This window comes from Acidovorax sp. GW823-FHT01C06 (assembly GCF_058798375.1).
The window spans coordinates 812,346-834,942 of the sequence record NZ_JBXAKN010000001.1; the positions used below are offsets into that span (position 1 = coordinate 812,346).

Annotated in this window: 18 protein-coding genes and 1 tRNA gene; 6 read left to right on the plus strand and 13 right to left on the minus strand. The window is 67.4% G+C overall.

Features of this window, described 5'->3' with window-relative positions; translation table 11 throughout:
• The first annotated feature begins 416 nt into the window (after positions 1–416).
• The 4 genes from pyrC to AC1RCS_RS03710 all read left to right on the plus strand — a co-directional run bounded on the left by pyrC (position 417) and on the right by AC1RCS_RS03710 (position 4,583).
• On the plus strand, positions 417–1,469 hold the full coding sequence (gene pyrC / locus AC1RCS_RS03695; protein ID WP_492244332.1) for a dihydroorotase: 1,053 nt from the start codon (positions 417–419) through the stop codon (positions 1,467–1,469).
• Entirely contained in the window at positions 1,454–2,224 is a 771-nt protein-coding gene (locus AC1RCS_RS03700) for a DUF3025 domain-containing protein (protein WP_492244333.1), read from the plus strand. Before pyrC ends, AC1RCS_RS03700 begins: the two co-directional genes overlap by 16 nt.
• A 199-nt stretch (positions 2,225–2,423) precedes the next feature.
• Entirely contained in the window at positions 2,424–3,305 is an 882-nt protein-coding gene (gene htpX / locus AC1RCS_RS03705; RefSeq protein ID WP_010462430.1) for a protease HtpX, read from the plus strand.
• A gap of 168 nt (positions 3,306–3,473) precedes the next feature.
• A complete protein-coding gene (locus AC1RCS_RS03710) occupies positions 3,474–4,583 on the plus strand; it encodes a dipeptidase (protein WP_492244334.1) in 1,110 nt (369 codons plus the stop codon).
• Between the two features lie 18 nt (positions 4,584–4,601).
• On the opposite strand, the gene AC1RCS_RS03715 is transcribed toward AC1RCS_RS03710, so the two are convergent.
• Entirely contained in the window at positions 4,602–5,687 is a 1,086-nt protein-coding gene (locus AC1RCS_RS03715; RefSeq protein ID WP_492244505.1) for a GlxA family transcriptional regulator, read from the minus strand.
• A 126-nt stretch (positions 5,688–5,813) separates the two neighbouring features.
• On the opposite strand from AC1RCS_RS03715, the gene AC1RCS_RS03720 reads away from it, so the two are divergent.
• Positions 5,814–7,157, plus strand: coding sequence for an amidohydrolase (locus AC1RCS_RS03720; RefSeq protein WP_492244335.1), 1,344 nt, complete (start codon positions 5,814–5,816; stop codon positions 7,155–7,157).
• A gap of 863 nt (positions 7,158–8,020) precedes the next feature.
• On the opposite strand, the gene AC1RCS_RS03725 is transcribed toward AC1RCS_RS03720, so the two are convergent.
• The 12 genes from AC1RCS_RS03725 to AC1RCS_RS03780 all read right to left on the minus strand — a co-directional run bounded on the left by AC1RCS_RS03725 (position 8,021) and on the right by AC1RCS_RS03780 (position 20,454).
• Positions 8,021–8,572 (minus strand): VUT family protein, encoded by a 552-nt coding sequence (locus tag AC1RCS_RS03725; protein WP_492244336.1) that lies wholly within the window; start codon positions 8,570–8,572, stop codon positions 8,021–8,023.
• A gap of 12 nt (positions 8,573–8,584) precedes the next feature.
• Entirely contained in the window at positions 8,585–10,300 is a 1,716-nt protein-coding gene (locus AC1RCS_RS03730; protein WP_492244337.1) for an NAD(P)/FAD-dependent oxidoreductase, read from the minus strand.
• 171 nt (positions 10,301–10,471) lie between these two features.
• Positions 10,472–11,521, minus strand: coding sequence for a lysylphosphatidylglycerol synthase domain-containing protein (locus tag AC1RCS_RS03735; protein ID WP_492244338.1), 1,050 nt, complete (start codon positions 11,519–11,521; stop codon positions 10,472–10,474).
• Between the two features lie 16 nt (positions 11,522–11,537).
• Positions 11,538–12,821: a cardiolipin synthase ClsB gene (gene clsB, locus AC1RCS_RS03740; protein ID WP_369641406.1), complete on the minus strand. Its 1,284-nt coding sequence runs from the start codon at positions 12,819–12,821 to the stop codon at positions 11,538–11,540.
• Positions 12,818–13,582 (minus strand): endonuclease/exonuclease/phosphatase family protein, encoded by a 765-nt coding sequence (locus AC1RCS_RS03745; protein ID WP_218293267.1) that lies wholly within the window; start codon positions 13,580–13,582, stop codon positions 12,818–12,820. The genes clsB and AC1RCS_RS03745 overlap by 4 nt, the downstream gene beginning before the upstream one ends.
• 398 nt (positions 13,583–13,980) lie before the next feature.
• Positions 13,981–14,898, minus strand: coding sequence for a cysteine synthase A (cysK, locus tag AC1RCS_RS03750; RefSeq protein ID WP_369641408.1), 918 nt, complete (start codon positions 14,896–14,898; stop codon positions 13,981–13,983).
• 155 nt (positions 14,899–15,053) lie between these two features.
• Positions 15,054–16,103, minus strand: coding sequence for an RNA 3'-terminal phosphate cyclase (rtcA, locus tag AC1RCS_RS03755; RefSeq protein WP_492244339.1), 1,050 nt, complete (start codon positions 16,101–16,103; stop codon positions 15,054–15,056).
• Positions 16,104–16,157: 54 nt separating this feature from the next.
• The gene (locus AC1RCS_RS03760) at positions 16,158–16,901 is read right to left on the minus strand and encodes an abortive infection family protein (RefSeq protein ID WP_492244340.1); all 744 of its coding nucleotides are present in this window, start codon (positions 16,899–16,901) and stop codon (positions 16,158–16,160) included.
• Between the two features lie 5 nt (positions 16,902–16,906).
• Positions 16,907–18,148 carry an RtcB family protein gene (locus AC1RCS_RS03765; RefSeq protein WP_492244341.1) on the minus strand — a complete coding sequence of 414 codons (1,242 nt, stop codon included), beginning with the start codon at positions 18,146–18,148 and terminating at the stop codon, positions 16,907–16,909.
• Between the two features lie 8 nt (positions 18,149–18,156).
• Complete coding sequence (locus AC1RCS_RS03770) at positions 18,157–18,897, minus strand: hypothetical protein (RefSeq protein WP_492244342.1); 741 nt, start codon at positions 18,895–18,897, stop codon at positions 18,157–18,159.
• A 34-nt stretch (positions 18,898–18,931) separates the two neighbouring features.
• Positions 18,932–20,074: a slipin family protein gene (locus AC1RCS_RS03775; protein ID WP_369641411.1), complete on the minus strand. Its 1,143-nt coding sequence runs from the start codon at positions 20,072–20,074 to the stop codon at positions 18,932–18,934.
• Positions 20,075–20,381: 307 nt separating this feature from the next.
• A tRNA-OTHER gene (locus AC1RCS_RS03780) sits at positions 20,382–20,454 on the minus strand.
• Positions 20,455–20,793: 339 nt separating this feature from the next.
• Here AC1RCS_RS03780 and rtcR point away from each other — a divergent pair.
• Positions 20,794–22,428 (plus strand): RNA repair transcriptional activator RtcR, encoded by a 1,635-nt coding sequence (rtcR, locus tag AC1RCS_RS03785; RefSeq protein ID WP_492244343.1) that lies wholly within the window; start codon positions 20,794–20,796, stop codon positions 22,426–22,428.
• Positions 22,429–22,597: the final 169 nt, after the last annotated feature.

The window sequence follows — 22,597 nt, forward strand, 5'->3', positions numbered from 1 at the left end:
GCTCACGATCTAGCTAGGCTGCCTGCCCTGGAAACTGCCCGCTGAAGCTTCTGCAACGGGCGCGTTCATCGCCCCCGTTTTGCAGAAGCGGGTTCAGCCGCGATGGGTGAACATAGGCACAAGCAAATATGGCGGTAGTGCCTGCCAACCATCAAGCGTTTGCAACTATTGCCAAGGCCATTCGTGGGAAAAACGGGTCCTGCGAAACGGTGGGGTGGCGAAAATTTCCAACATCATGCTGAGTCAGATTTGCCGCTAGTGACCGTCCATCAAGCGCTAATAGCTATTGAAAGAAGAGCGCTCTGCACATCCGGCAGGGCGCCGGTGATGGCGGCAAACGCCGCTGCGAAAAACAGCTTTCCCATGAAGCAAAGACCGCGGAGCGCCCGCATCGGCACGGATGGGACAATGGCGCCATGACAGCCGCACTCCCAACCCCCGTTCAGACCCTCACCATCACCCGGCCCGACGACTGGCACCTGCATGTGCGCGACGGCGAGCCGCTTTCCACCGTGGTGCCGCACACGGCCGCGCAGTTCGGCCGCGCGATCATCATGCCCAACCTGCGCCCGCCCGTGACCACGGCCGAGCAGGCCCTGGCCTACAAGCAGCGCATCCTGGCCGCCGTGCCCGCCGGCGTGCAGTTCGAGCCGCTGATGACGCTGTACCTCACCGACAACCTGCCCGCCGACGAGATCGTGCGCGCCAAGGATGCGGGCGTGGTGGCCTGCAAGCTCTATCCCGCGGGCGCCACCACCAACAGCGACGCGGGCGTGACCGACATCCGCAAGACCTACAAGACGCTCGAGGCCATGCAGAAGGCCGGCATGCTGCTGCTGGTGCACGGCGAAGTCACGAGCAGCGACATCGACCTGTTCGACCGCGAAGCCGTCTTCATCGACCAGCAGCTCATCCCGCTGCGCCGCGACTTCCCCGAGCTCAAGATCGTCTTCGAGCACATCACCACCAAGGAAGCGGCCGACTACGTGCAGGCGTGCGACCGCTTCACCGCGGCGACCATCACGGCGCACCACCTTCTGTACAACCGCAACGCGATCTTCGTCGGCGGCGTGCGCCCGCACTACTACTGCCTGCCCGTGCTCAAGCGCGAGACGCACCGCGTGGCCCTGGTGCAGGTGGCCACCAGCGGCTCGGCCAAGTTCTTCCTGGGCACCGACAGCGCGCCACACCCCGCGCACCTCAAGGAGCACGCCACCGGCTGCGCAGGCTGCTACACCGCGCATGCCGCCATGGAGATGTACGCCGAGGCGTTCGACAACGCCGGTGCGCTCGACAAGCTCGAAGGCTTTGCCAGCTTCCACGGCCCCGACTTCTACAGCCTGCCGCGCAACACCGGCACCATCACCCTGCGCCGCGAATCCTGGACGCCGCCCGAGAGCTTCGTCTTCGGCGAGGCCAACCTCAAGCCCCTGCGCTCCGGTGAAGCGCTGCCGTGGCGGCTGGTGTAAGCCCCTCCTTCGACGCCATCGACTGGAGCGCTCCCTGGCTGGCGCCGTGGCGCGGCCTGGGCCAGCCCATCGCGCGGCAGGTGCAGGGCGGCGGCGCGGTGCACGAGGCATTGCAGTCCGCGGCGCGCGGCGCGGTGCCCATGCTGTTCGCGCCGCAGGCCGCGCTGCCCGACGGCGTGGCCTACGAGCAGTACATCTGGGACACCCGCCGCGTGCCCACGCGCGACAACCTGCACGACTTCTTCAACGGCCTGGTGTGGCTGCATTTCCCGCTCACCAAGCGCCGCCTGAACGAACTGCAGGCCCAGGCCATCGCCGCCGACGGCGTGCAGGCGGTGCGCGGGCCGCTGCGCGATGCGCTCACGGTGTTCGATGAAAACGGCGCGCTGCTGCAGGCGCCCGACGCACTGTGGGATGCGCTCCGGGCGCGCGACTGGCAGCGCCTGTTCGTCGACCTGCACCCGCTGTGGCGCGAAGCCCGGCTGGTGCTGTTCGGCCATGCGTTGCTGGAGAAGCTGGTGGCACCCCGAAAACCCATGGTGGCGCATGTCTATCCAGCGTCTGAAGCTATTGAATCCATAGCGAATTTGGATGCCTGGCTCGCGCGGCGGGTGCAATCTCCCACCTGGGACGCCAAGCCTTTCACCCCCCTGCCGGTACTGGGCGTGCCCGGCTGGTGGCGGGCGAATGAGGTGCCGGGCTTCTATGCCGACGCCCAGGTGTTCCGTCCGCCGCGCGCTGCACCCGCTCCCTAATTCCCGTCAAGGCTTGTGTGATAAGGCCGCACCACAGGTTTGCACCTACCATAGCGCGATGAAATCGCGGCCATGGGCGGCGGGCGCGGGGGCTACAGCGGCCCGCCACGCCCGAGGGCGTACCGCTTGAAGCGCGGTCCCCGGCCCCCATCTGGACCAGCGGACACTGTTGTTGTTGACCCCACGGAGAATTCATTCCATGAAGCGGATCCTGTTATTTGTGATGACCAACCTGGCCGTCGTTGTCGTGCTGGGGGTGGTGGCCAGCCTGCTGGGCGTGAACCGCTACCTCACGGCCAACGGGCTGAACCTGGGCGCGCTGCTGGGCTTCGCGCTCGTCATGGGCTTTGGCGGCGCGATCATCTCGCTGCTCATCAGCAAGCCCATGGCCAAGTGGACCTCGGGCGTGCGCGTGATCGACGGCTCCGGCTCGCCCGACGAGCGCTGGATCGTCGAGACCGTGCGCAAGTTCGCCACCGAAGCCAAGATCGGCATGCCCGAAGTCGGCATCTTCGAGGGCGACCCCAATGCGTTCGCCACGGGCGCGTTCAAGAACTCGGCCCTGGTGGCGGTGTCCACCGGCCTGCTGCAGGGCATGACGCGTGAAGAGGTCGAGGCCGTGATCGGCCACGAGGTGGCCCACATCGCCAACGGCGACATGGTCACCATGACGCTGATCCAGGGCGTGATGAACACCTTCGTGGTGTTCCTGTCGCGTGTCATCGGCTACGCCGTGGACAGCTTCCTGCGCAAGAACGACGAGAGCAGCTCGGGCCCCGGCATCGGCTACTACGTGACCACCATCGTGCTCGACATCTTGCTGGGCTTTGTGGCCGCCATGATCGTGGCCTGGTTCAGCCGCCAGCGCGAATTCCGCGCCGACGCGGGTGCCGCCCAGCTCATGGGCCGCCGCCAGCCCATGATCAACGCCCTGGCCCGCCTGGGTGGCATGCACCCGGCCGAGCTGCCCAAGAGCATGGCCGCCATGGGCATCGCCGGCGGCATCGGCAAGCTGTTCAGCACGCACCCGCCCATTGAAGAGCGCATCGCCGCGCTGCAGAATGCGCAGCAGCAGGGCTGAACGAGTGCTCAGGGGGTAACCCCTTCCCAGGGAGCCGCTGCAGGGTTGTGCCTTGCAGCGGTTTTTTTGCAGGAGAACGACGGCGGAATTGCTCGGCAGAAAGTCGCTGGCTCAACATCGGGTTTGCCGCCAGAATGCAAGTTCCTACAAACTGTTGCAACACATTCCATGGACCGACCAAAAGACAACATCGTGACCCGCCGCTTCGCCTTGGAGGGTCTCGTGGGGGCCGGCCTGGCAGCGTTGTTCCCTTTGAGCGTTCGTGCGCAGGCTCCGTCGACTCCGGTGGTGATCGCTGACATGCATTCGCACCTTGGAGTGGTGGGACGGACACGTTCTCCGGCCGATCTGGCCACTGAGATGAAGGCGCACGGGGCGACCCTGGTGTCCTGGGCGGTGGTGGCCGATGCGCCCTGGCTGGGCAACAACACACGTGGTGTCATCCAAACAGGCGAGCCAACAGCCGCCGAGTTGCTGGCCTTTTTCGAAAAGACCCTCGGCAACATGCGAGCCTATGCCGAGCAAAACCAGTTGGCGATCGTCCGTACGGCTGCCGATGTGGATGCGGCGCTCGCGGGCAAGCACTCGGTGCTTCTGGCGAGCGAGTCGGCGGAGTTCCTCAATGGCGATGTAAGTCAGCTCAAAATAGCATTCGATCTCGGGATACGCCAAATGCAGCTCGTGCATTACATCCGGACCCCCATTGGTGACGCTTCCACGATGGAGCCCGTCCACAACGGCCTGAGCGTCGCCGGGCGAGAACTCGTCAAGGCGTGCGAAACGCATGGCATTCTGGTGGATCTGGCCCATTGCAGCGCCTCGGCCATTGACCAGGCGTTGGAAGTGGCTGCCAAGCCATTGGTCTGGTCCCATGGCTGGGTGCATACCCAAAGCGGGGGACCGCGTGACAGCTCCGGCTACTTGCGGCGACGTCTGTCTGTCGAGCAGGCCAAGAAAATTGCGGCGCGTGGCGGTGTCGTCGGGCTTTGGGGACTGGGTAGAAACCAGCAAGGTGTTTCAGATTGGAATGTCCGCACCCAGGATCGGCCTGGTTATGCCCGCGAAATGGTCAAATTGGTGAATCTTCTAGGTGCTGACCATGTGGCTTTCGGATCCGATATCGCGGGCATGGGCAGCGAATGGGCGCTCAATGACTACAGCCACCTGCGCGAGGTCGTGACGCTGCTGGAGAACCAGAAGCTTGACGCTGCAACCATTGAAAAGGTGGCTTACGGTAATTTTGCCCGCGTGCTGAAGGCCACCTTGCCCGCGGCCTGATGGGCGGATGGCGCGCGTTCAACGCGCCGCCACCTCCACCCGCCAGCGCCTGCGCGGCGCGCGCAGCGCATGGCGCTTGCGGTACTCCGCCGGCGCCATGCCGGTGTAGCGCGCGAAGATGCGCCTGAAAGCCGCCGGGTCGGCGTAGCCGCAGGCCACGGCGACGCTGGGCACGCTCTCCAGCGTCACTTCCAGCATGACCTTGGCGCGGCGGCAGCGCAGGCCGTGCAGGTAGTCGAGCGGCGACTGCGACAGCTCCTGCTGGAAGTGCCGCAGCAGCGTGCGCGTGCTCACCGACGCGGCCTCGGCCAGCCGGGCCAGGGAGTACGGCTGGTCCAGGTGGGCTTCCATCCAGGCGATGGCGCGCGCCAGGGTGCTGTCGCGCGTGGCCGGGATGTGCTGCTGCGCGTTGGCCTGCAGGGCCGCGCGCGCACGCTGGTGGTCCGGCGCCATCACGGTCTCGCAGGCGGCGGCCAGTTCCTCCCCCAGCGCGTGGCGCACCAGGGCGATCGCCAGCAGGTTCACGCTGTGCGGCAGCGCGCAGCTGAGCCAGGGGCCGTCGTCCGACAGGTCCCGGCCCAGGCTGTGGCCGATGCCCGGGAAGTCCCGTTCGAAGCCCGCGATGTAGAACCAGGGCAGGCTGGCCTGGCGCCCGTTCAGGCGGCCGCTTTGCGCCGCCAGCCAGGCACCATTGCCCACCGTGAGCAGTTTCTGCCCGGCATCGAGCGCGATGCCCAGCTGCCGCGACAGCGCGCGGTGGCGGGCCGCCACCGCGCGGATGGCCGGAATGTCCGCGGCATGGAACGAGGGGATGAACAACGCGTGGGCCGGGGCGGAGGGCGCCGCCGTGTCCCCGGCCGGCGTGTAGGCCCCCAGCGGCCCTGGCAGGGAAGCGAGGGGCAGCCCCCCGGCATCGAGCAGCCGCCAGGCCATGCGCGGCGCCTGCGCGCCCATGCGCAGGCCCGCCAGCAGGTTGGCGCCGCGCAGCAGGTCGATGAACTGCAGCGCATTGCCCACGGCGGACTCGGGCAGCAGCGGAATGTCCACGCGAAAGACCGGCGGCCTGGCGGGACTCGGGGGCAAGGACGACGGTGACTGCGGCATGGCGGTATTGGCTCGTTGGATGGCCATTTTCGCTTGTCATGAAGAGGGTGCCGGCTTTTAGCATGAACGTGCTTTTTGCTCCCTGCTCCAGCCTTGCAAGCTGTCACCCACCCTATGGATCTGCCCATGCACAAACCCCTTTCCGCCATCGCGCTTGCCGCCGGCCTCGCCGCCAGCGGGCTGATCGCCGTCTCTTCGGCCCACGCCCAGGCGCTCGATGCCGCCGGCCTGCAGGCCATCGACACCGCCGTGAACAAGGTGGCGCCCAAGATGGTCAATTGGCGCCGCGACATCCATGCCCACCCCGAGCTCTCGGGCCAGGAGGTGCGCACCGCCAAGCTCGTGGCCGAGCACCTGAAGAAACTCGGCATGGAGGTGCAGACCAACGTGGGCGGCACCGGCGTGGTGGGCACCCTGCGCGGCGGCCTCCCGGGCAAGGTGGTGGCGCTGCGCGCCGACATGGACGCATTGCCCGTGCCCGAGAACACCGGCCTGCCCTTTGCCTCGAAGATGAAGGCCAACTACCTGGGCAAGGAAGTGCCGGTGATGCACGCCTGCGGCCACGACGCCCACGTGGCCATGCTCATGGGCGCGGCCGAGGCGCTGGCCGGCATGAAGGCCCAGCTGCCCGGCACCATCAAGTTCATCTTCCAGCCCGCCGAGGAAGGCGCGCCCGTGGAGGCCGACGCCAACGGCAAGGTGCCCAGCTTCGGGGCCAAGGCCATGGTGGAAGAGGGCGCCTTGAAGGATGTGCAGGCCATCTACGGCCTGCACATCACGGCCAACCTGCCGTCCGGCGTGGTGGGCTACCGCAGCGGCCCGCTCATGGCCGGATCGGACAACATCAGCATCCAGGTGGAAGGGCGCGGCGGCCATGGCTCGTCGCCCTGGAACGCGGTGGACCCGGTGGTGGTGGCCAGCCAGGTGGTGCTGGGCCTGCAGACCGTGGTCAGCCGCCAGCTCAACATCAGCCAGGAGCCCGCGGTGGTCACCATCGGCTCCATCCATGGCGGCACGCGCTACAACATCATTCCGGACAACGTGGAGCTGCTGGGCACCCTGCGCACCTTCGACGAGGGCATGCGCCAGGAGGCCTTGAAGCGCATCACCACCACCGCCGAGCAGATCGCGGCGTCGAGCGGCGCCAAGGCCAAGGTGCGCTTCGGCCCCGTGGCCTACCCGGTGACCACCAACCCGGCCGAGCTGACGGCCGCCTCGCTGCCCGCGCTCAAGCTGGCCACGGGGGGCAAGGCGATGATCATCCCCAAGGTGAGCGGTTCGGAAGACTTCTCGGAGTTCCAGAAGGTCGCGCCCGGCTTCTTCTACTTCCTGGGCGCGCCGCCCAAGGGCGCGGACTTCAACAAGGCTCCATCCAACCACTCGCCGTTGTTCGACATCGATGAAGACCAGCTGCCGGTGGGTGCGCGCACGCTGGCGGCGCTGGCGGTGGATTTCTTGCAGCGCAAGTAAGGCGTGGGCCTTGGCGCTGGGTGTGGTGCCGACGGGGCCGCATGGGGTTGGGGCTCAGGTTGCGCGGGCTGAGCTTGTCGAAACCTGGGTTGGCTCTTTGGCTGATGGATGCGACATGCCTGTGTTGAGGGCGGGAGCCGGGGTGCGCGCCCGGCGGCGCGGTAACTTTCTCTTGGTTCGCCAAGAGAAAGTCACCAAAGAGAAGGCGACCCCCAGTCTGCGACCCCTTCGCGTTGCGAAGGGGCAAACCTGTGTCGGGGCGGTTGCGGGGTGCGCCGCAGAACTCACTTCGCGCCTTTGGCGCTCCGTTCAGACAACTGCGGCGAGTCAGTGCACGAAGCATGCGCGCTGCGACGCGCATGCCACCCCGCAACCGCCCCGCCGCAGGCGCAGCCAGCAGGGGTGGACAGCCCAACATCCGAACAACCACACGGGCCATTGCTGCGCTCGGCCGCGCGGTCGCGGCGCGAAGCGCCTGCGCGTTCGGGGGCCGAGCGCAGCAATGGCCCGTGTGGATGTTGGCTCCCCCAGCCCTTCAGGATGCGCCGAGGAGCGCAGTGCGGGGGGCGGGCGTGTGCCGAAGGACACACGCCTTCGTTGACTGACTCGCTGCGGTTGTCTGAGCGGAGCGCGAAGCGCGCAGCGAGTTCCGCAGCGCGCCCCCCGCACGAGCACCGCAGGTTGCCCCACTCGCCCAGCGGGCGAGTGGGGACGCAGGCTGTAGGGTCGCCCTTTCTTTGGTGACTTTCTTTCGGCGAAGCGAAAGAAAGTTACTCGCACGCCGGGCGACTCCCGGCCTCCGCCCTTCAACCAGGCATGCTGCCCATCAGCGAGCCTGCGAGCGCACCCAGGGTCCGACAAGCTCAACCCGACCGGGTGTGGAGCGCGGCGCCCCGGCCCACTAGCAGCCGAAACGGCAGCAGCAGCGCCACGCCCAGCACCAGCTTCACCCCCAGGTCCCCCAGCGCCCACGTCACCCAAGGGTCGCTGCTACCGGCAAAGGCGATGCTCCAGAACACTGCCGTGTCCAGCACCGCAGCCATCAGCGTGGCCACCAGCGGCGCGCGCCACCAGGTGCCGTGGCGCAGCCGGTCGAACACGGCGATGTCCAGCCATTGCGACAGCAAAAACGCCGTGCCGGACGCGATGGCAATGCGCGCAGGTGCCAGCACCAGCGACGCGGCCACCGCCACCGCAAAGCCCACCCAGGCCACGCGGCGTGCCTGCTGCGGGCCGTGGGCGCGGTTGACCAGTTCACTCACCAGGAAGGCCACCGGGTAAGTGATGGCACCCCAGGTGAGCCAGTCGTTGATCGGAAACTGCACCAGGATGTTGGAGGCCAGCACCACGGCGGCCATGGCCAGGGCCGCGGCAGCGAACTGCGCGCGGGTCGGGTGCTTCAGCGCAGCCGGCATGCCACCACCACGTCAGGCCGTGCCCAGCAGAGCGCGCGCAACCGCCTCGCCCACCTTGATCCCGTCCACCCCTGCCGACAGGATGCCGCCCGCATAGCTCGCGCCTTCGCCCGCCGGGTACAGGCCGGCGGTGTTCAGGCTCTGCAGGTTCTCATTGCGCCCGATCTTGAGCGGCGACGACGTGCGTGTCTCCACGCCGGTCAGCACCGCGTCGTGCATGTCGAAGCCCTTGATCTTGCGGCCGAACACGGGCAGTGCCTCGCGCAGTGCCGCGATGGCGTAGCCGGGCAGGGCGGCGTGCAGGTCGCCCAGGGCCACGCCGGGCTTGTACGAGGGCTCCACATCGCCCAGGTGCTTCGATGGAGTGCCTTGAATGAAGTCGCCCACCAGCTGCCCCGGCGCGCTGTAGTCGCGCCCGCCCAGCACGAAGGCGTTGGACTCCAACTGGCGCTGCAGCACGATGCCCGCCAGCGGGTGGAACTGCCCCTGCGGCACTGCTTCGATGCCGTGGGTGTGGCCCAGGTGGGCGTCGAATGCGGCGGCATCGGTAGGGTAGTCGCTCGGATCGATCCCCACCACCATGCCCGCGTTGGCGTTGCGCTCGTTGCGGGAGTACTGGCTCATGCCGTTGGTGACCACGCGGTTCGGCTCGCTGGTGGCGGCCACCACGGTGCCGCCGGGGCACATGCAGAAGCTGTACACCGCCCGGCCGTTCTGCGCATGGTGCACCAGCTTGTAGTCGGCCGCGCCCAGGAGCGGGTGGCCGGCGTGGCGGCCCCAGCGGGCGCGGTCGATGATGCCCTGCGGGTGCTCGATGCGAAAGCCGATGGAAAACGGCTTGGCCTCCATGGCGACGCCGCGGTCGTACAGCATGGCAAAGGTGTCGCGCGAGCTGTGGCCCAGGGCCATCACCACATGGTCGGCGCGCAGGTCGGTGGTCTCGCCCGTGGCCTGGTTCAGCACCTTCAGGCCGCGCAGGTGGCGGTTCTCCCCGGTGCCTTCGACGACCACGTCCGTCACGCGCTGCTCGAAGCGGATCTCGCCGCCCAGCGCGATGATCTGCTCGCGCAGGTTCTCCACCACCTTCACCAGCTTGAAGGTGCCGATGTGCGGGTGGGCCACGTACAGGATTTCCTCGGGCGCGCCGGCCTTCACGAACTCGTTCATCACCTTGCGGCCCAGGTGGCGCGGGTCCTTGATCTGGCTGTAGAGCTTGCCGTCGCTGAAAGTGCCCGCGCCGCCCTCGCCGAACTGCACGTTGCTTTCGGCATGCAGCTCGCGCTTGCGCCACAGGCCCCAGGTGTCCTTGGTGCGCTCGCGCACGGGCTTGCCGCGCTCGAGCACGATGGGCCGGAAGCCCATCTGCGCCAGCACCAGCGCCGCGAAGATGCCGCAGGGGCCAAAGCCCACCACCACGGGGCGCAGGGGCAGCTCGACCGGGGCCTGGCCCACGGGCTGCCAGGCCATGTCGGGTGTGGGCTGGATGTGCGGGTTGCCCGCGAACTGCGCGAGCAGCGCGGCCTCGCGCTCTGGCTGGGCGAGGGTGATGTCGATGATGTACACCGCCAGCAGTTCCACCTTGCGCGCGTCGAAGCTGCGCTTGAAGACGTGCAGGTGGGTGATGTCGGCCGGGGCCAGGCCCAGCAGCCTGGCGGCGGCGGCGCGCAGCAGCGCGTCGGGGTCTTCGGCCGCCGTGAAGGGCAGCCGGATTTCGGAGAGGCGGATCATGGTCTTGCGGGCCCGTGTCGATCGGGCGGGGTGCAAAGTCGTGGGGCCGTGATTTTACCGGGCCGCTGGCGCGCGGCCCCGTGCCTGCCGTGGGCGCCCTTGGCGTGGGGTAGGCGATTTTTCAAAAATGATAGCTGCTACCGCTTGATGGATAAGCGCTGCAACCGGTTTTTATGCGGATCTTCCGTCGCCGGTGGCCTCGCCCCTGCGCCAGCGCAGCTCGGCCACGCCAAAGCCCAGCGCGGCCAGCAGCAGGGGCAGGAAGTAGTACAGCGCCCGGTACGCCAGCAGGGCCGCCAGCACCTTGTCCTGGCCCAGCGCGCCGTGGGCCAGCAGCGCGACGCCCACGGCCTCCAGCACGCCCAGGCCCGCGGGCACCCGCAGGACCAGCCCGGCCACCGCTCCCAGCTGCACGGTGGCGAACGCGGCGGGGTAGCTCACTGCGCCCTGCAGCACGGCCCACAGCGCCGCGCCCATGAGCATCCAGTTCGTGGCCGACGCCGCCACCTGCCACAAGGCCACGGGCCACCGGGGCAGCGGAAAGGCGTGGCCGCGCAGCGTGAGGGCCCGTCCGCCGCGCGCGGCGCACAGCGCCACGTAGGCCACGGGCAGGCAGCCCAGCACCGCGCCGCCCAGCCGCCATTGCCATGGCGTGGCGGCCCAGCCGGCCAGCAACGGGGGCTGCCACAGCCAGGGGAGGACCGCCGCGAGCAGCAGGTAGCCCACCCAGTTGGTCAGCACGCTGGTGCCCACCACCTGCCCGATGGTGCCCGCGTCCACCCCGCGCCGCGCGTACAGCCGGTAGCGCACGCCCACGCCGCCGATCAGCGAGCCCAGGTTGAGCGTGAAGGGATAGCTGGTCATCGCGATGCCCAGCGTCGCGCGGCGCGTGAGCCGGTGGCCGCTGCAGTGGCGGCCCACCCAGTCGAAGCTGCCGTAGGTGAAATGGCTGGCCAGGGCCAGCGCTCCCGCCACGGCGAGCGCGCTGGCGGGCAACGCCTGCAGGGCGCGCAACACGGCGGGCCAGTCCACCAGGCGCGCCTGCCGGAAGATGAGCCAGGCCACCCCCCCGAAGAACGCCGCCGCGAGGCCGCGCGTGAGCCACGGCCACCAGGGGCGCTGGGTGAGGCCGCGCCAGCCGGAAGGGGCGCCGGGGGCCTGCCTGCCCGCGGCCAGGGGCGGCAGGGCCGGGTGGCGCGGGGTCGTGGTGGTGGCTGCCATGGGATGCCGGGGCCGCCTAGGCGGCCACGCCCGCGCTGCTGTTGTTGTTGGTGCCGTTGCCGGCGGCATCGCCCGCGGGCTGCGCGGGGGCCGGCGCCTTGCGGACCATGGTGATGGTGGGCTCGTGGCGGGGCAGCCAGCCGGCCCAGGTGGGAAACCACCGCATCAGGTGGAAGACCACGTAGCTGCGCAGCAGGCGCAGGCCGTCCAGCCGCCCCGGCGGCGGGGCCTCGATCTGCCGGCAGTTGTTCTCCATCAGCCGCGCCAGGCGGCGATGGAGCTGGGCGTTGAAGCCGCGGTCCTGGATGATCACGTTGGCCTCGAGGTTGAGCGACAGGCTCAGCGGGTCGAGGTTGCTGGAGCCGACGGTGGACCATTCGTCGTCCACCAGCGCCACCTTGCCGTGCAGGGGCCGCTCGCAGTATTCATACACCTGCACGCCCGCGCGCAGCAGGTGGTCGTAGAGCATGCTGGCCGCCGTGCGCACGATGGCCATGTCGGGCTGGCCCTGCAGGATGAGCCGCACGTCGACCCCGCGTTTGGCGGCGCGCCGCATCTCGCGGATGAAGCGGTAGCCCGGGAAGAAATACGCATTGGCGATCACCACGCGGTGGCGTGCCGACCGCAGGGCCACGCGGTAGTGGCGTTCGATGTCGCTGCGGTGGTCGTGGTTGTCGCGGGTCACGAAAATGGCATGGGCGGTGCCCGCGTGTGGCCGCCCCGTGGCGGCCGCGCCGCCCGGGCGCCGGCGCTGCGCGCCCTCCTGCACGGCCTCGCGCAGGAAATGGTGCATCTGCGCCACGATGGGGCCGCGCACCTGCACGGCGTAGTCCTGCTTGGCCTCGGGGCCGAAATCCGCCACGTGGTCGGCCGAGTAGTTGATGCCGCCGATGAACCCCAGCTCGCCGTCCACCACCACCATCTTGCGGTGCATGCGGCGCAGCATGTTCAGGCGCTGGCCCATGAAGCGGCGGCCCGGGTCGAAGATGCGAAAGCGCACGCCCGCCTCGACCAGGCTGCCCACGAAGCCGTCGGACAGGTCGGGCGAGCCGAACCCGTCCACCAGCACATGCACTTCCACGCCGCGCCGGGCGGCCGCGAGCAGGGCGGCGTGCAGTTCCTGGCCGATCTTGTCCTCGAACAGGATGAAGGTTTCCAGCAGCACTTCGCGCCGTGCCTTTTCAATCGCGCCGAACACCCGGGGGAAAAACTCCTCGCCGTTTTCCAGCAGATCGAAGTGGTTGCCCGGCACCCAGCGGGATGAGCGTGGTGCGCGAAACGAGCGGGAAGATAGGCTCATAGCAGGATCTCCGCCGCCAGGGGTGCGTGGTCCGAAAGCTTGTCCCAGGGCTTGCGCGGCAGCGACAGGGGCGCATGCACGGCCGCGTTGCGCACGTAGATGCGGTCCAGCGCGAGCAGCGGCATGGACGCGGGGAAGGTGCGCACCGCCCGGCCGAAGGCCTGCACGAACACCTCCTGCAGGCCCGCGCCCCGCTGCAGGATGGCGTGCGCGCGGTGGCGCCAGTCATTGAAGTCGCCGGCCAGCACCACGGGCTCGCCGGGCGGGAAGGTCTTGAGCAGCTCGCACACCCGCTGCAGCTGGCGCTGGCGGTGGGCCTCCTGCAGCCCCAGGTGCACGCACACGGCATGCACGGGCAGGTGGTGGCCGGGCGGCTGCAGCACACAGTGCAGCATGCCGCGCCGCTCGGGCCCGCTGATCGAGATGTCATGGTTCTCGTAGTGCGTGATGGGGAACTTGGACAGCAGGGCGTTGCCGTGGTCGCCGTTGTCATACACGGCATTGCGCCCGTAGGCGTACTGCGACCAGATGGTGTCGGCCAGGAACTCGTAGTGCGGCACCTGCGGAAAGTTGGCGAGCCGGCTGGCATGGCGGTGGTGCGTGCCCTGCACCTCCTGCAGAAAGACCAGGTCCGCCGCCACGCTGCGCACCGCCTCGCGCAGCTCGTGCAGCATGAAGCGCCGGTTGAAGGTGGTGAAGCCCTTGTGCACGTTCACGGTGAGCACCTTGAACGCGATGGGTTGTGAGGGGAGGGTGTCCATGGGCAAACAATCGTTGTGGGGCCCTCCAGCGCGGGGCGCCGCCAGGGGCGGGCCGAAGGGTGAAACGATTGTTGGGGCCGCAGTGCGCCGCCGCTGTAGGACGGCTGGCCGTGGGTGTGTGCTGCGCTGGCCGAAAAAGGCTTTCGGCCCTGAACCCGTGCCTTGGCTACGTGCTGGGTTCAGGGCTGGCACCAGGGGCCGGCCGCCCCCGCAGCACCTTGGAAACTGGCGCGCCCCAGGCCGGTGCACCCGTGGAACTGGCTCTGCCAGGCCACCGGGTGCGTCCCCCTGGGGGCTGAGACGCCGCGGCTCCAAGCCTGCCTGCGCAGGCTTGGACGGCATCGAAGAGACACCGCCTCTGGCGGTGGCACCAAGCGGTTGCGCCTCAGGGGGGCAACTTATGCAGGCAGGAACCCCTCCACCGACAGATAACGCTCGCCCGTGTCGTAGTTGAAGCCCAGCACCTTGGCGCCCGCAGGCAGCTCGGGCAGCTTCTGCGCAATGGCGGCGAGCGTGGCGCCCGACGAAATGCCCACCAGGATGCCTTCTTCACGCGCGCAGCGGCGTGCGTATTCGCGGGCGGGTTCGGCATCGACCTGGATCACGCCGTCGAGCAGGCTGGTGTCGAGGTTCTTGGGGATGAAACCCGCGCCAATGCCCTGGATGGGGTGGGGCGCCGGCGCGCCGCCCGAGATCACCGGCGATGCCGTGGGCTCCACCGCGAACACCTTGAGGTTCGCAAACCTGGCCTTGAGCACCCGCGCCACGCCCGTGATGTGGCCGCCCGTGCCCACGCCCGTGATCAGCACGTCGATGCCGTCGGGGAAGTCCGCCAGGATCTCCTGCGCGGTGGTGCGCACATGCACGTCGATGTTGGCGGGGTTCTCGAACTGCTGGGGAATCCACGAGCCCGGCGTCTGCGCCTGCAGCTCCTGTGCGCGGGCGATCGCGCCCTTCATGCCCTTTTCTCGCGGGGTCAGGTCGAACTGCGCGCCGTAGGCCAGCATCAGGCGGCGGCGCTCGATGCTCATGCTGTCGGGCATCACCAGGATGAGCTTGTAGCCCTTGACGGCCGCCACCAGCGCCAGGCCGATGCCGGTATTGCCCGAGGTGGGCTCGATGATGGTGCCGCCGGGCTGCAGGGCGCCGGACTTCTCGGCGTCTTCCACCATCGACAGCGCGATGCGGTCCTTGATGGAGCCGCCGGGGTTGCTGCGCTCGGACTTCACCCACACGTTGGCCGCCGGGCCAAACAGGCGGTTGATGCGCACGTGGGGCGTGTGGCCGATGGTTTGCAGAATGTTGTCAACTTTCATGGCGTCTCCTGTGAGGTGCAAAGAGGGGTGTGACGCGCATTCTGAACCACTTGTTCTGCTGTCTGGGTGATATGGATATGCCGGGGCCTGTGGGTTGCGGGCCAGCCGGCAGGGGTTTCCCCGGCCCCGGCCGCGCGGCGGGCCCGGGGGGCGGGCTACGCCGGTGTGATCTCGACCCGCATGGCCCCGTCCACCGGCGTGGTCTGCACCCGCACCGGCAGGCCCAGCGCGATGGTCTGCGCATTGGTGGCCGTGTGCTGCGTCACCTCGGTGCAGGTGTAGCGCGCGGCTTGCCCGCTGCGCCACACCGCCAGGGCCAGCGGCAGCATCCACTGGTCCGCCAGGTGCGGGCCCAGGGCGCCCGTGCTGCGCTGGTAGGCGCGCACCTCGTCCACCAGCCGCTTGGCGACCTGCTCGGCCGACAGGCTGCGCGCGCCCAGCTGGCAGAACACCTCGGTGATGTGCTCGTACTCCAGCGTGGCGATCAGCGCATTGCCCGGCCCCTCGTTCTGGCGCGTGGGCGGTTGGCGCAACTGGCCTGCTTCAAAGGTCCAGCCCATCCGCTGGCCCAGGGTCTCCAGCTCCCGGTAGGGAATGTTGCGGGCCAGGCCGGGCGCCAGCGCATCGGCCCACCCGGTCTTCAGCGTGCCGCGCTCCAGCACGTCCACCGGGGCCAGGGTCTGGACTGGGGGCGTGATGTGCGCCAGCACCTCGCCTCCCCCGGCGGGGTAGAAGCCCCGCCGCTGCAGCTGCAGATCCAGCCCCACCCCCAGCCGCCGTACCAGCGGCGCAAACGCCCGCTCCAGAAAATCAAACGGCGGCGCCATCGGGTTGTGCGTGCCGCCCGACAGCTGCACGCGGCTCTCGCCGTCGGCCAGCATCAGCGCGGGCAAGACCGTTTGCAGCACCAGCAGGCAGCTGCCCGCCGTGGCGATCTGAAAGCGGTAGTCGCCCGCACGCACCGCGTCGGGTGTGAACCGCAGCGTCTGGGAGCCCAGCTCCGCCCCCTCGGCCTGCCCGCCGCACACGGCGGTGGCCGCCTGCACGCAGGCCAGGTGCTGTCGCATCAGTCCCGGCTTGGGCCGCCCGGCGCGGATGCGCGTGATGTGCAGCGGCCGGCCGGTGGCCATGGAAAGGGCCAGGCCGGTGCGCAGGATCTGGCCGCCGCCTTCGCCGGTGGAGCCGTCGAGGGTGAGTGAGTGCATCTTCGTGAGATAGTTTTTTGTTTTTCCATCAAGGATCGTTTGAAGCCGATCACGTTAAGTCGGCACATCCTTGCGGGCTTCATACGTAGCAAGTAAATAGATAGCTAGCGCGCCTGAGAGATTGACTGCCAGTTCTGCGTGCCTCGCTGCAGGTCGAATGCCTACTTTCCCCTTTCCGTGGGCATCGCCCAAGCGATTCCGAAGCGCTGCTAGGCCCTCAACGACTGCCGTGCACCCCCCCAAGATTTGTTTGAAAACTTGTTCGGTGTGTTGGGATGGCGCTATTCGCAGCTCCTCTGCTGTGAGCCGATACAGCTTGTTCATGTCTGGGTTGTCGTCATGCGTAACGTTGCACTCGTCAAGAATTTGCTTACATACCGACTCAAGAAGTGTTCGAGCCAGTGTGATAGCACCCTCTGGATCGGCCGCCCTCCGATCAAGTGCCTTCGACCATATCGCTTGGGCGTACGCTGAGTTCATTTTTTCGACGGCTCCAGAGACCAATGAATCGGCGGGATAGTCCTGATCTGATTCAATCCTCTCCAAAAGGGGGCGAAACTCGCCCCATATGTAGTCTCTTCGCTCGGCATATTTGGCGTATTTGCCTTTTACAAATTGCCAAAACTGGGGCAGGCTTCGGCAGGTTCTCACGAAGCTTGGAACCAGTGAGTCAAATCGCGTCTCGGACAACACGACCTGTCTGAGCCTCACATAGTCGGCGTCGTTTTCGTCGTTGCCGGTTGCTCGTGAAATCATCAGGTTCTGGAGTGTTTCCACCTGCTCTTTGTAGACGTTCATGCTTTTCACCCCTTCACACACACGACCTGCTTGAGCGTGTACACCACCTCCACCAGGTCTTCCTGCGCCGCCATCACCGCGTCAATGTTCTTGTAGGCCATTGGAATCTCGTCGATCACATCCGCATCCTTTCGGCATTCCACGCCTTCAGTCGCCTTGATCTGGTCTTCGATCGTGAACATCTTCTTGGCCTTGGTGCGGCTCATGGTGCGGCCCGCGCCGTGGCTGCAGCTGTTGAAGCTCTCGGGGTGGCCTTTTCCGCGCACGATGAAGCTCTTGGCCCCCATGCTTCCCGGGATGATCCCCAGCTTGCCGTGCTCGGCACTCACCGCGCCCTTGCGGGTCACGAACACGTCCTGCCCGAAGTGCGTCTCGCGCTGCACGTAGTTGTGGTGGCAGTTCACCGCCTCAATGTGCGTCTCGAACGGCTTGGTGATCACCTGGCGCAGCGCGGCGATCACGCGGCCCATCATCACTTCGCGGTTGGCGGCGGCGAACTTCTGGGCCCACCCCACGGCCTTCACGTAGTCGCCGAAATACTGTGCGCCTTCCTCGAAGTACGCCAGGTCTTTATCGGGCAGGTTGCGCTGGTTCATCTCGGCGTCCTTCTTGGCCAGCTCGATAAAGTGGGTGCCGATGGCGTTCCCCACCCCGCGCGAGCCCGAGTGCAGCATCACCCACACGGACTGGTGTTCGTCCAGGCAGATCTCGATGAAGTGGTTGCCCGTTCCCAGCGTTCCCAGGTGCTTGTAGTTGTTCGTGTTCTTGATGCGCGGGTGCGCTTCGCAGATTTCCTCGAACTCGTCCACCAGCCCCGCCCAGGCGCGGTCGGTCTCGGCGGGCGGGGTATCCCAGCTGCCTTCATCGCGGCCAAAGCGTTTGGGCGTCATCCCCACCGGCACGGCGCGCTCGATGGCGGCGCGCACGCCAGAGAGGTTGTCGGGCAGGTCGCTGGCGGTCAGCGTGGTCTTGCACGCCATCATTCCGCACCCCAGGTCCACCCCCACCGCGGCGGGAATGATGGCCTTGAGCGTGGGCACCACCGAGCCGATGGTGGCACCGATTCCCAGGTGCACGTCGGGCATCACCGCCACGTGCTTGAACACGATGGGCAGGCGCGCGATGTTGCGCAGCTGGTTCCGGGCTTCTTCTTCCACGGGCACGCCGTTCGTCCACATCTTCACGGGCACGCCGTTCGGCACTTCGTATTGTTCGTAGTTGTTGTTGGTCATATTGTTCTTTCGCATTTTGTTGTTCATTGCACCATTCCGCGCGCGGCGGCCTGGGCATAGTTCTTCAGTTCGTCGTCGTTCTTCACCTGGCGGATGAAGGCGTCCATGTGCGCCTGCAGTTCCTTGGGCCGCTTCAGGCGCACGCCCTCGTGGCCGATCCCGTGCAATGCGGACTCCTGTGCGGCCCTGAACGGCATCGCCAGCATCTCGCAGAACACCTGCCACATCGCGTCGCGCCATTCAGGGATGTCCTTGGCGTTCCAGAACGTGGGCCACACGTCAAACCACATGTAGCTCACGAAGTAGAGGCGGTCGCTTCGGCTCCCGATGGGGCTCGGCCCGGTGTCCAGGCGCGGGCCGAGGCAGTCGCGCCACAAGGTGGGCAGGGCCCGCATCATGCGCATCGCGTCGGCCAAGGGCACCGAGGGGTCGTTCGCCATGTGCGGGATGTCGCCCGCGTTGTTGCTCATCACATGGTTCAGGCCCATGCCCACCTGCTCGTCGCTGTAGGGCGCCAGGTCGGTGCCCGCGTTGGCGAACAGCACGGTCTGGATGTGTGTCCATTGCAGTGGCGTGGCGTCGAACTCCGGCTCGTCGATCAGCCAATACCACTCCTGCCCGCTCTTGTCGGGCACGGGGCGGTCGAAGAGGTAGCGCAAGGCCGCGCTGTACACCGCCGGGTCCAGGCCGACGGATGCGCAGGTGGCGGATGCGGTGTCCCGCTGCAGGCGCTTTTCTCTCGCTGTCAGTTTCTTGTTTTTCATGGCAGTTCCTGCTTTTCCATTTTTTCCATTTTTCTCAGCGCATCTTCACGAGGCCGTTCAGCACCTGGTCGAGGCCTCCGAACACCGAGATCTTGTCGATGCGCTCGGCCACGCGCTCCAGCGTCTCCAGTTCTTTCATGCGCAGGGCGACGGGGTTGTCCTCCATCACCTTCGCCGTGTTGAGCAGCGAGCGCGTGGCAGCCGTTTCCTCGCGGCGGCGGATCACGTTGGCCTCGGCCTGCTTCTGGGCCTGCACCACCTGGGTCAGGATGGCCTTCATCTCGCCGGGCAGCACGATGTCCTTCACGCCCACGCTCTCCAGCTGCATGCCGAAGGGCTGCAATTTGGCGGCCATGTGCGCGGTCACCACGTCGTCGATCACCGTCTTGCTCTCCAGCAGCTCATCGAGCGTGCGGGTGCCCACGGCGGCGCGCAGCGCAAACTGCAGCTCGCGGTACAGGTAGTCGGCGGGCTTTTGCAGCTGGGCAAAGGCGCGCAGCACATCGGTGGTGCGAAAGGTGGCAGACAGGTTCAGCCGCAGGCTCACCTTGTCGCGGGTCATGATGTCCTGGCCCGAGACCTCCACGGCCTGCAGGCGCAGGTCCACCAGTTCCACGGCGATGGTGCGGCCGTACTTCCAGAACGCGTAGGCGCCGGCCGCCAGCAGGCGTTCGACCTTGCCGTCCACCGTGAGCAGCGCGCACTGGCCCTCGGGCACCTGCACCTGCAGCACGCCGGTCAATCCGGCCACGCTGCGCTGGCGCAGTTGCGTTTGCGTCAGGCGCGCCACCAGGGCGGCGGGCAGCTCGGGGCCTGCTTGCAGGTCGATCACCTGCACGCTCACCTCCACCAGGCCTTTCCAATAAAGGCGGCGCGTGCCGGGCGGCAGCACCTCGACCAGCACGCCGTTTTCGCTGCGCAGGCCCACTTGCTGTTCCGACAGGTTCACTTGCACAAACTCTGCCGCCACCACGGCGGGTTCCTGCGCCATCAGGTAGTCGGCCAGGCCGTGGGTGAAGGCGGGTTGCTCCAGGGCGAAGGTCTCCACGCGCAGCTGGTCCATGCCGGCAAACAGCCAGTGCGTGCCGCTGTGGAGCACGCGGTCAAAGCTGCCGTTGCGCAGCAGCAGGGCGCGTTCGTTCTTCTTCACGGTGGTGCGTTGGATCAACTTCGTCATTTTTTTCTTCTCCTTGTTCTGTCGTTGTCGTTACTTCGCTGTCATTGCAATCAGGTTGCCGTTACAGCGATGGCGGGGTGCCAGGGGGCACAACCTCGGGCCTTGCAGTGCGCCGTGGCTGCTGCCCTGCAAGCAGGGCGGCAGCGTGGCTGGCCGCGGGCGCGGGCCGTGCCGGGTGCTGGCACAAACCGCCACCGGCTGACGGGGCCTTGCCTTGCGGTGGCGTTCCAAAAAAACGCCACCCTGGGGCAACTCCCCGCGTTCGGCGGGTGGTCTTTCGACCGGTACTTCCAAGTGCTGGCCTTGCGGCCTTGGGCAGGAATCGAACCTGCAACAGACCCCTTGCGGGGTTGCTCTACCAATGAGCTACCAATGGAGGCACGCCTGGAGTCGAACCAGGCATCCCTTGCGGGATGGCTACCACGGCCGTGCCGTTACCCAGCGTTTGCGGCGTGCGGCATGCGGGGAATCGACAAGAGCCCTGAGGCTCCGGATTCCCTGCACCGGCGGGGCGAACGTGTGTCCTAACCCCGGCCTGTGAGCGGTCACCGCTTGCGCTGGATGTCTTCTTTATTGCCAGATGCGTGCCAGCCTGTGGCTTGTGGTTCGATTTCTTTCAAGTCATTGATTTGTAAGGGGAAATCTCGTTGATTGATTTTTGGGTCTATCCGAGGCGCATGAAGTAACTAGAATGAAAGCTAGTTGAATAGATAAATAGAATGCGCAAAAACAAAGTCGTCATCGGTTTCCTGGGCACCCAGCTCGACGCCGGCAGGGGCGCGGGGCGGTGGGAAAAGTGGCGCCCCACGGTGTCGCTGGTGCAGCATGAGGACGTGGTGATCGAGCGGCTGGAGCTGCTCTACACGCCCCCGCACCAGGACCTGGCGCAGCAGGTGCGCGCCGACATGGCCATCGCCTCGCCCGAGACCACGGTGAATCTGGCGCCCCTGCCCATTGCCGACCCGTGGGACTTTGGCGAGGTGTATGCCAGGCTGTTTGACTGGGCGCAGGCCTACCGCTTCGACACCGGGCGCGAGGAGTACTGGACGCACATCACCACCGGCACCCACGTGGCGCAGATCTGCCTGTTCCTGCTGGTGGAATCGCGCCGCATTCCAGGCGTGCTGGCGCAGACCTCGCCGCCCAAACGCCAGCAGATGGGCGACCCGGGCAGCTACACGCTGATCGACCTGGACCTGTCGCGCTACGACGGGATCGCCCAGCGCTTCGGCGCCGAGCAGCAGGATGCGGTGCAGTTCCTCAAGAGCGGCATCGCCACGCGCAACGCGCGCTTCAACGCGCTGATCGACGAGGTGGAGCGCGTGGCGGTGCGCTCGCGTGCGCCCATCCTGTTCACCGGGCCCACGGGCGCGGGCAAGTCGCACCTGGCGCGGCGCATGTTCGAGCTGAAGAAGTCGCGCCACCAGGTGGAGGGCGAGTTCGTGGAAGTGAACTGCGCCACGCTGCATGGCGACGGCGCGGCGTCCACGCTGTTCGGCCACAAGAAAGGCGCCTTCACCGGTGCGGCGGCCGACCGCGCGGGCCTGCTGCGCACGGCGCACAAGGGCGTGCTGTTCCTCGACGAGATCGGCGAACTGGGCCTCGATGAGCAGGCCATGCTGCTCAAGGCGGTGGAGGAAAAGCGCTTCTACCCCCTGGGCAGCGACCGCGAGGTGGCCAGCGACTTCGAGCTCATCGCGGGTACCAACCGCGACCTGCGCACCGAGGTGGCGGCGGGGCGTTTTCGCGAAGACCTGTATGCGCGCATCAACCTCTGGAGCTATGTGCTGCCGGGCCTGGCGCAGCGGCCCGAGGACATCGAGCCCAACGTGGACCACCAGCTGGCCCGCGCAGGCGCCGAGCTGGGCCGCGGCGTGCGCTTTTCCAACGAGGCGCGCGCGGCCTACCTGCGCTATGCCCAGTCCCCCGAGGCGCTGTGGACCGGCAACTTCCGCGACCTCTCGGCCAGCGTCACGCGCCTGGCCACGCTGGCCGACAGCGGCCGCATCGGCCTGCCCCTGGTCGATGCCGAGATCGCGCGCCTGCGCTGGCTGTGGCAGCCCGCCAGCGATGCGCGCAGCGGTCTGGCGTCCATGCCCGGCGCGGTGGGCCGCGGCGATCTGGCGGACCTGCTGGGCGAAGAAGCGGTGCACGCCCTGGACCTGTTCGACCAGCTGCAACTGGCGGCCGTGCTGCAGGTGTGCCGCCAGGCCCGCACCCTGTCGGACGCGGGGCGCCAGCTGTTCCAGGCCTCGCGCACGCAGCGCACGGTGGTCAACGATGCGGACCGGCTGCGCAAGTACCTGGCGCGTTTTGGCCTCGACTGGGATCGCGCGAGTGCCTCTGGGCAGTAATCCTAGAAACGGCAGTTGACCGCTTGGTTTCCTTCAACTTGCCATCTGAAGTCAGGTATGTGCTGCTTCGATGGCGTTCACTGGTTGGATGGGCACGCTATACACCCGCCAGCACCGCGCTCGGCGTGCCATGCGGCGTTGCTCCTCCTTGCAGGCAAGAGCCTGCAGC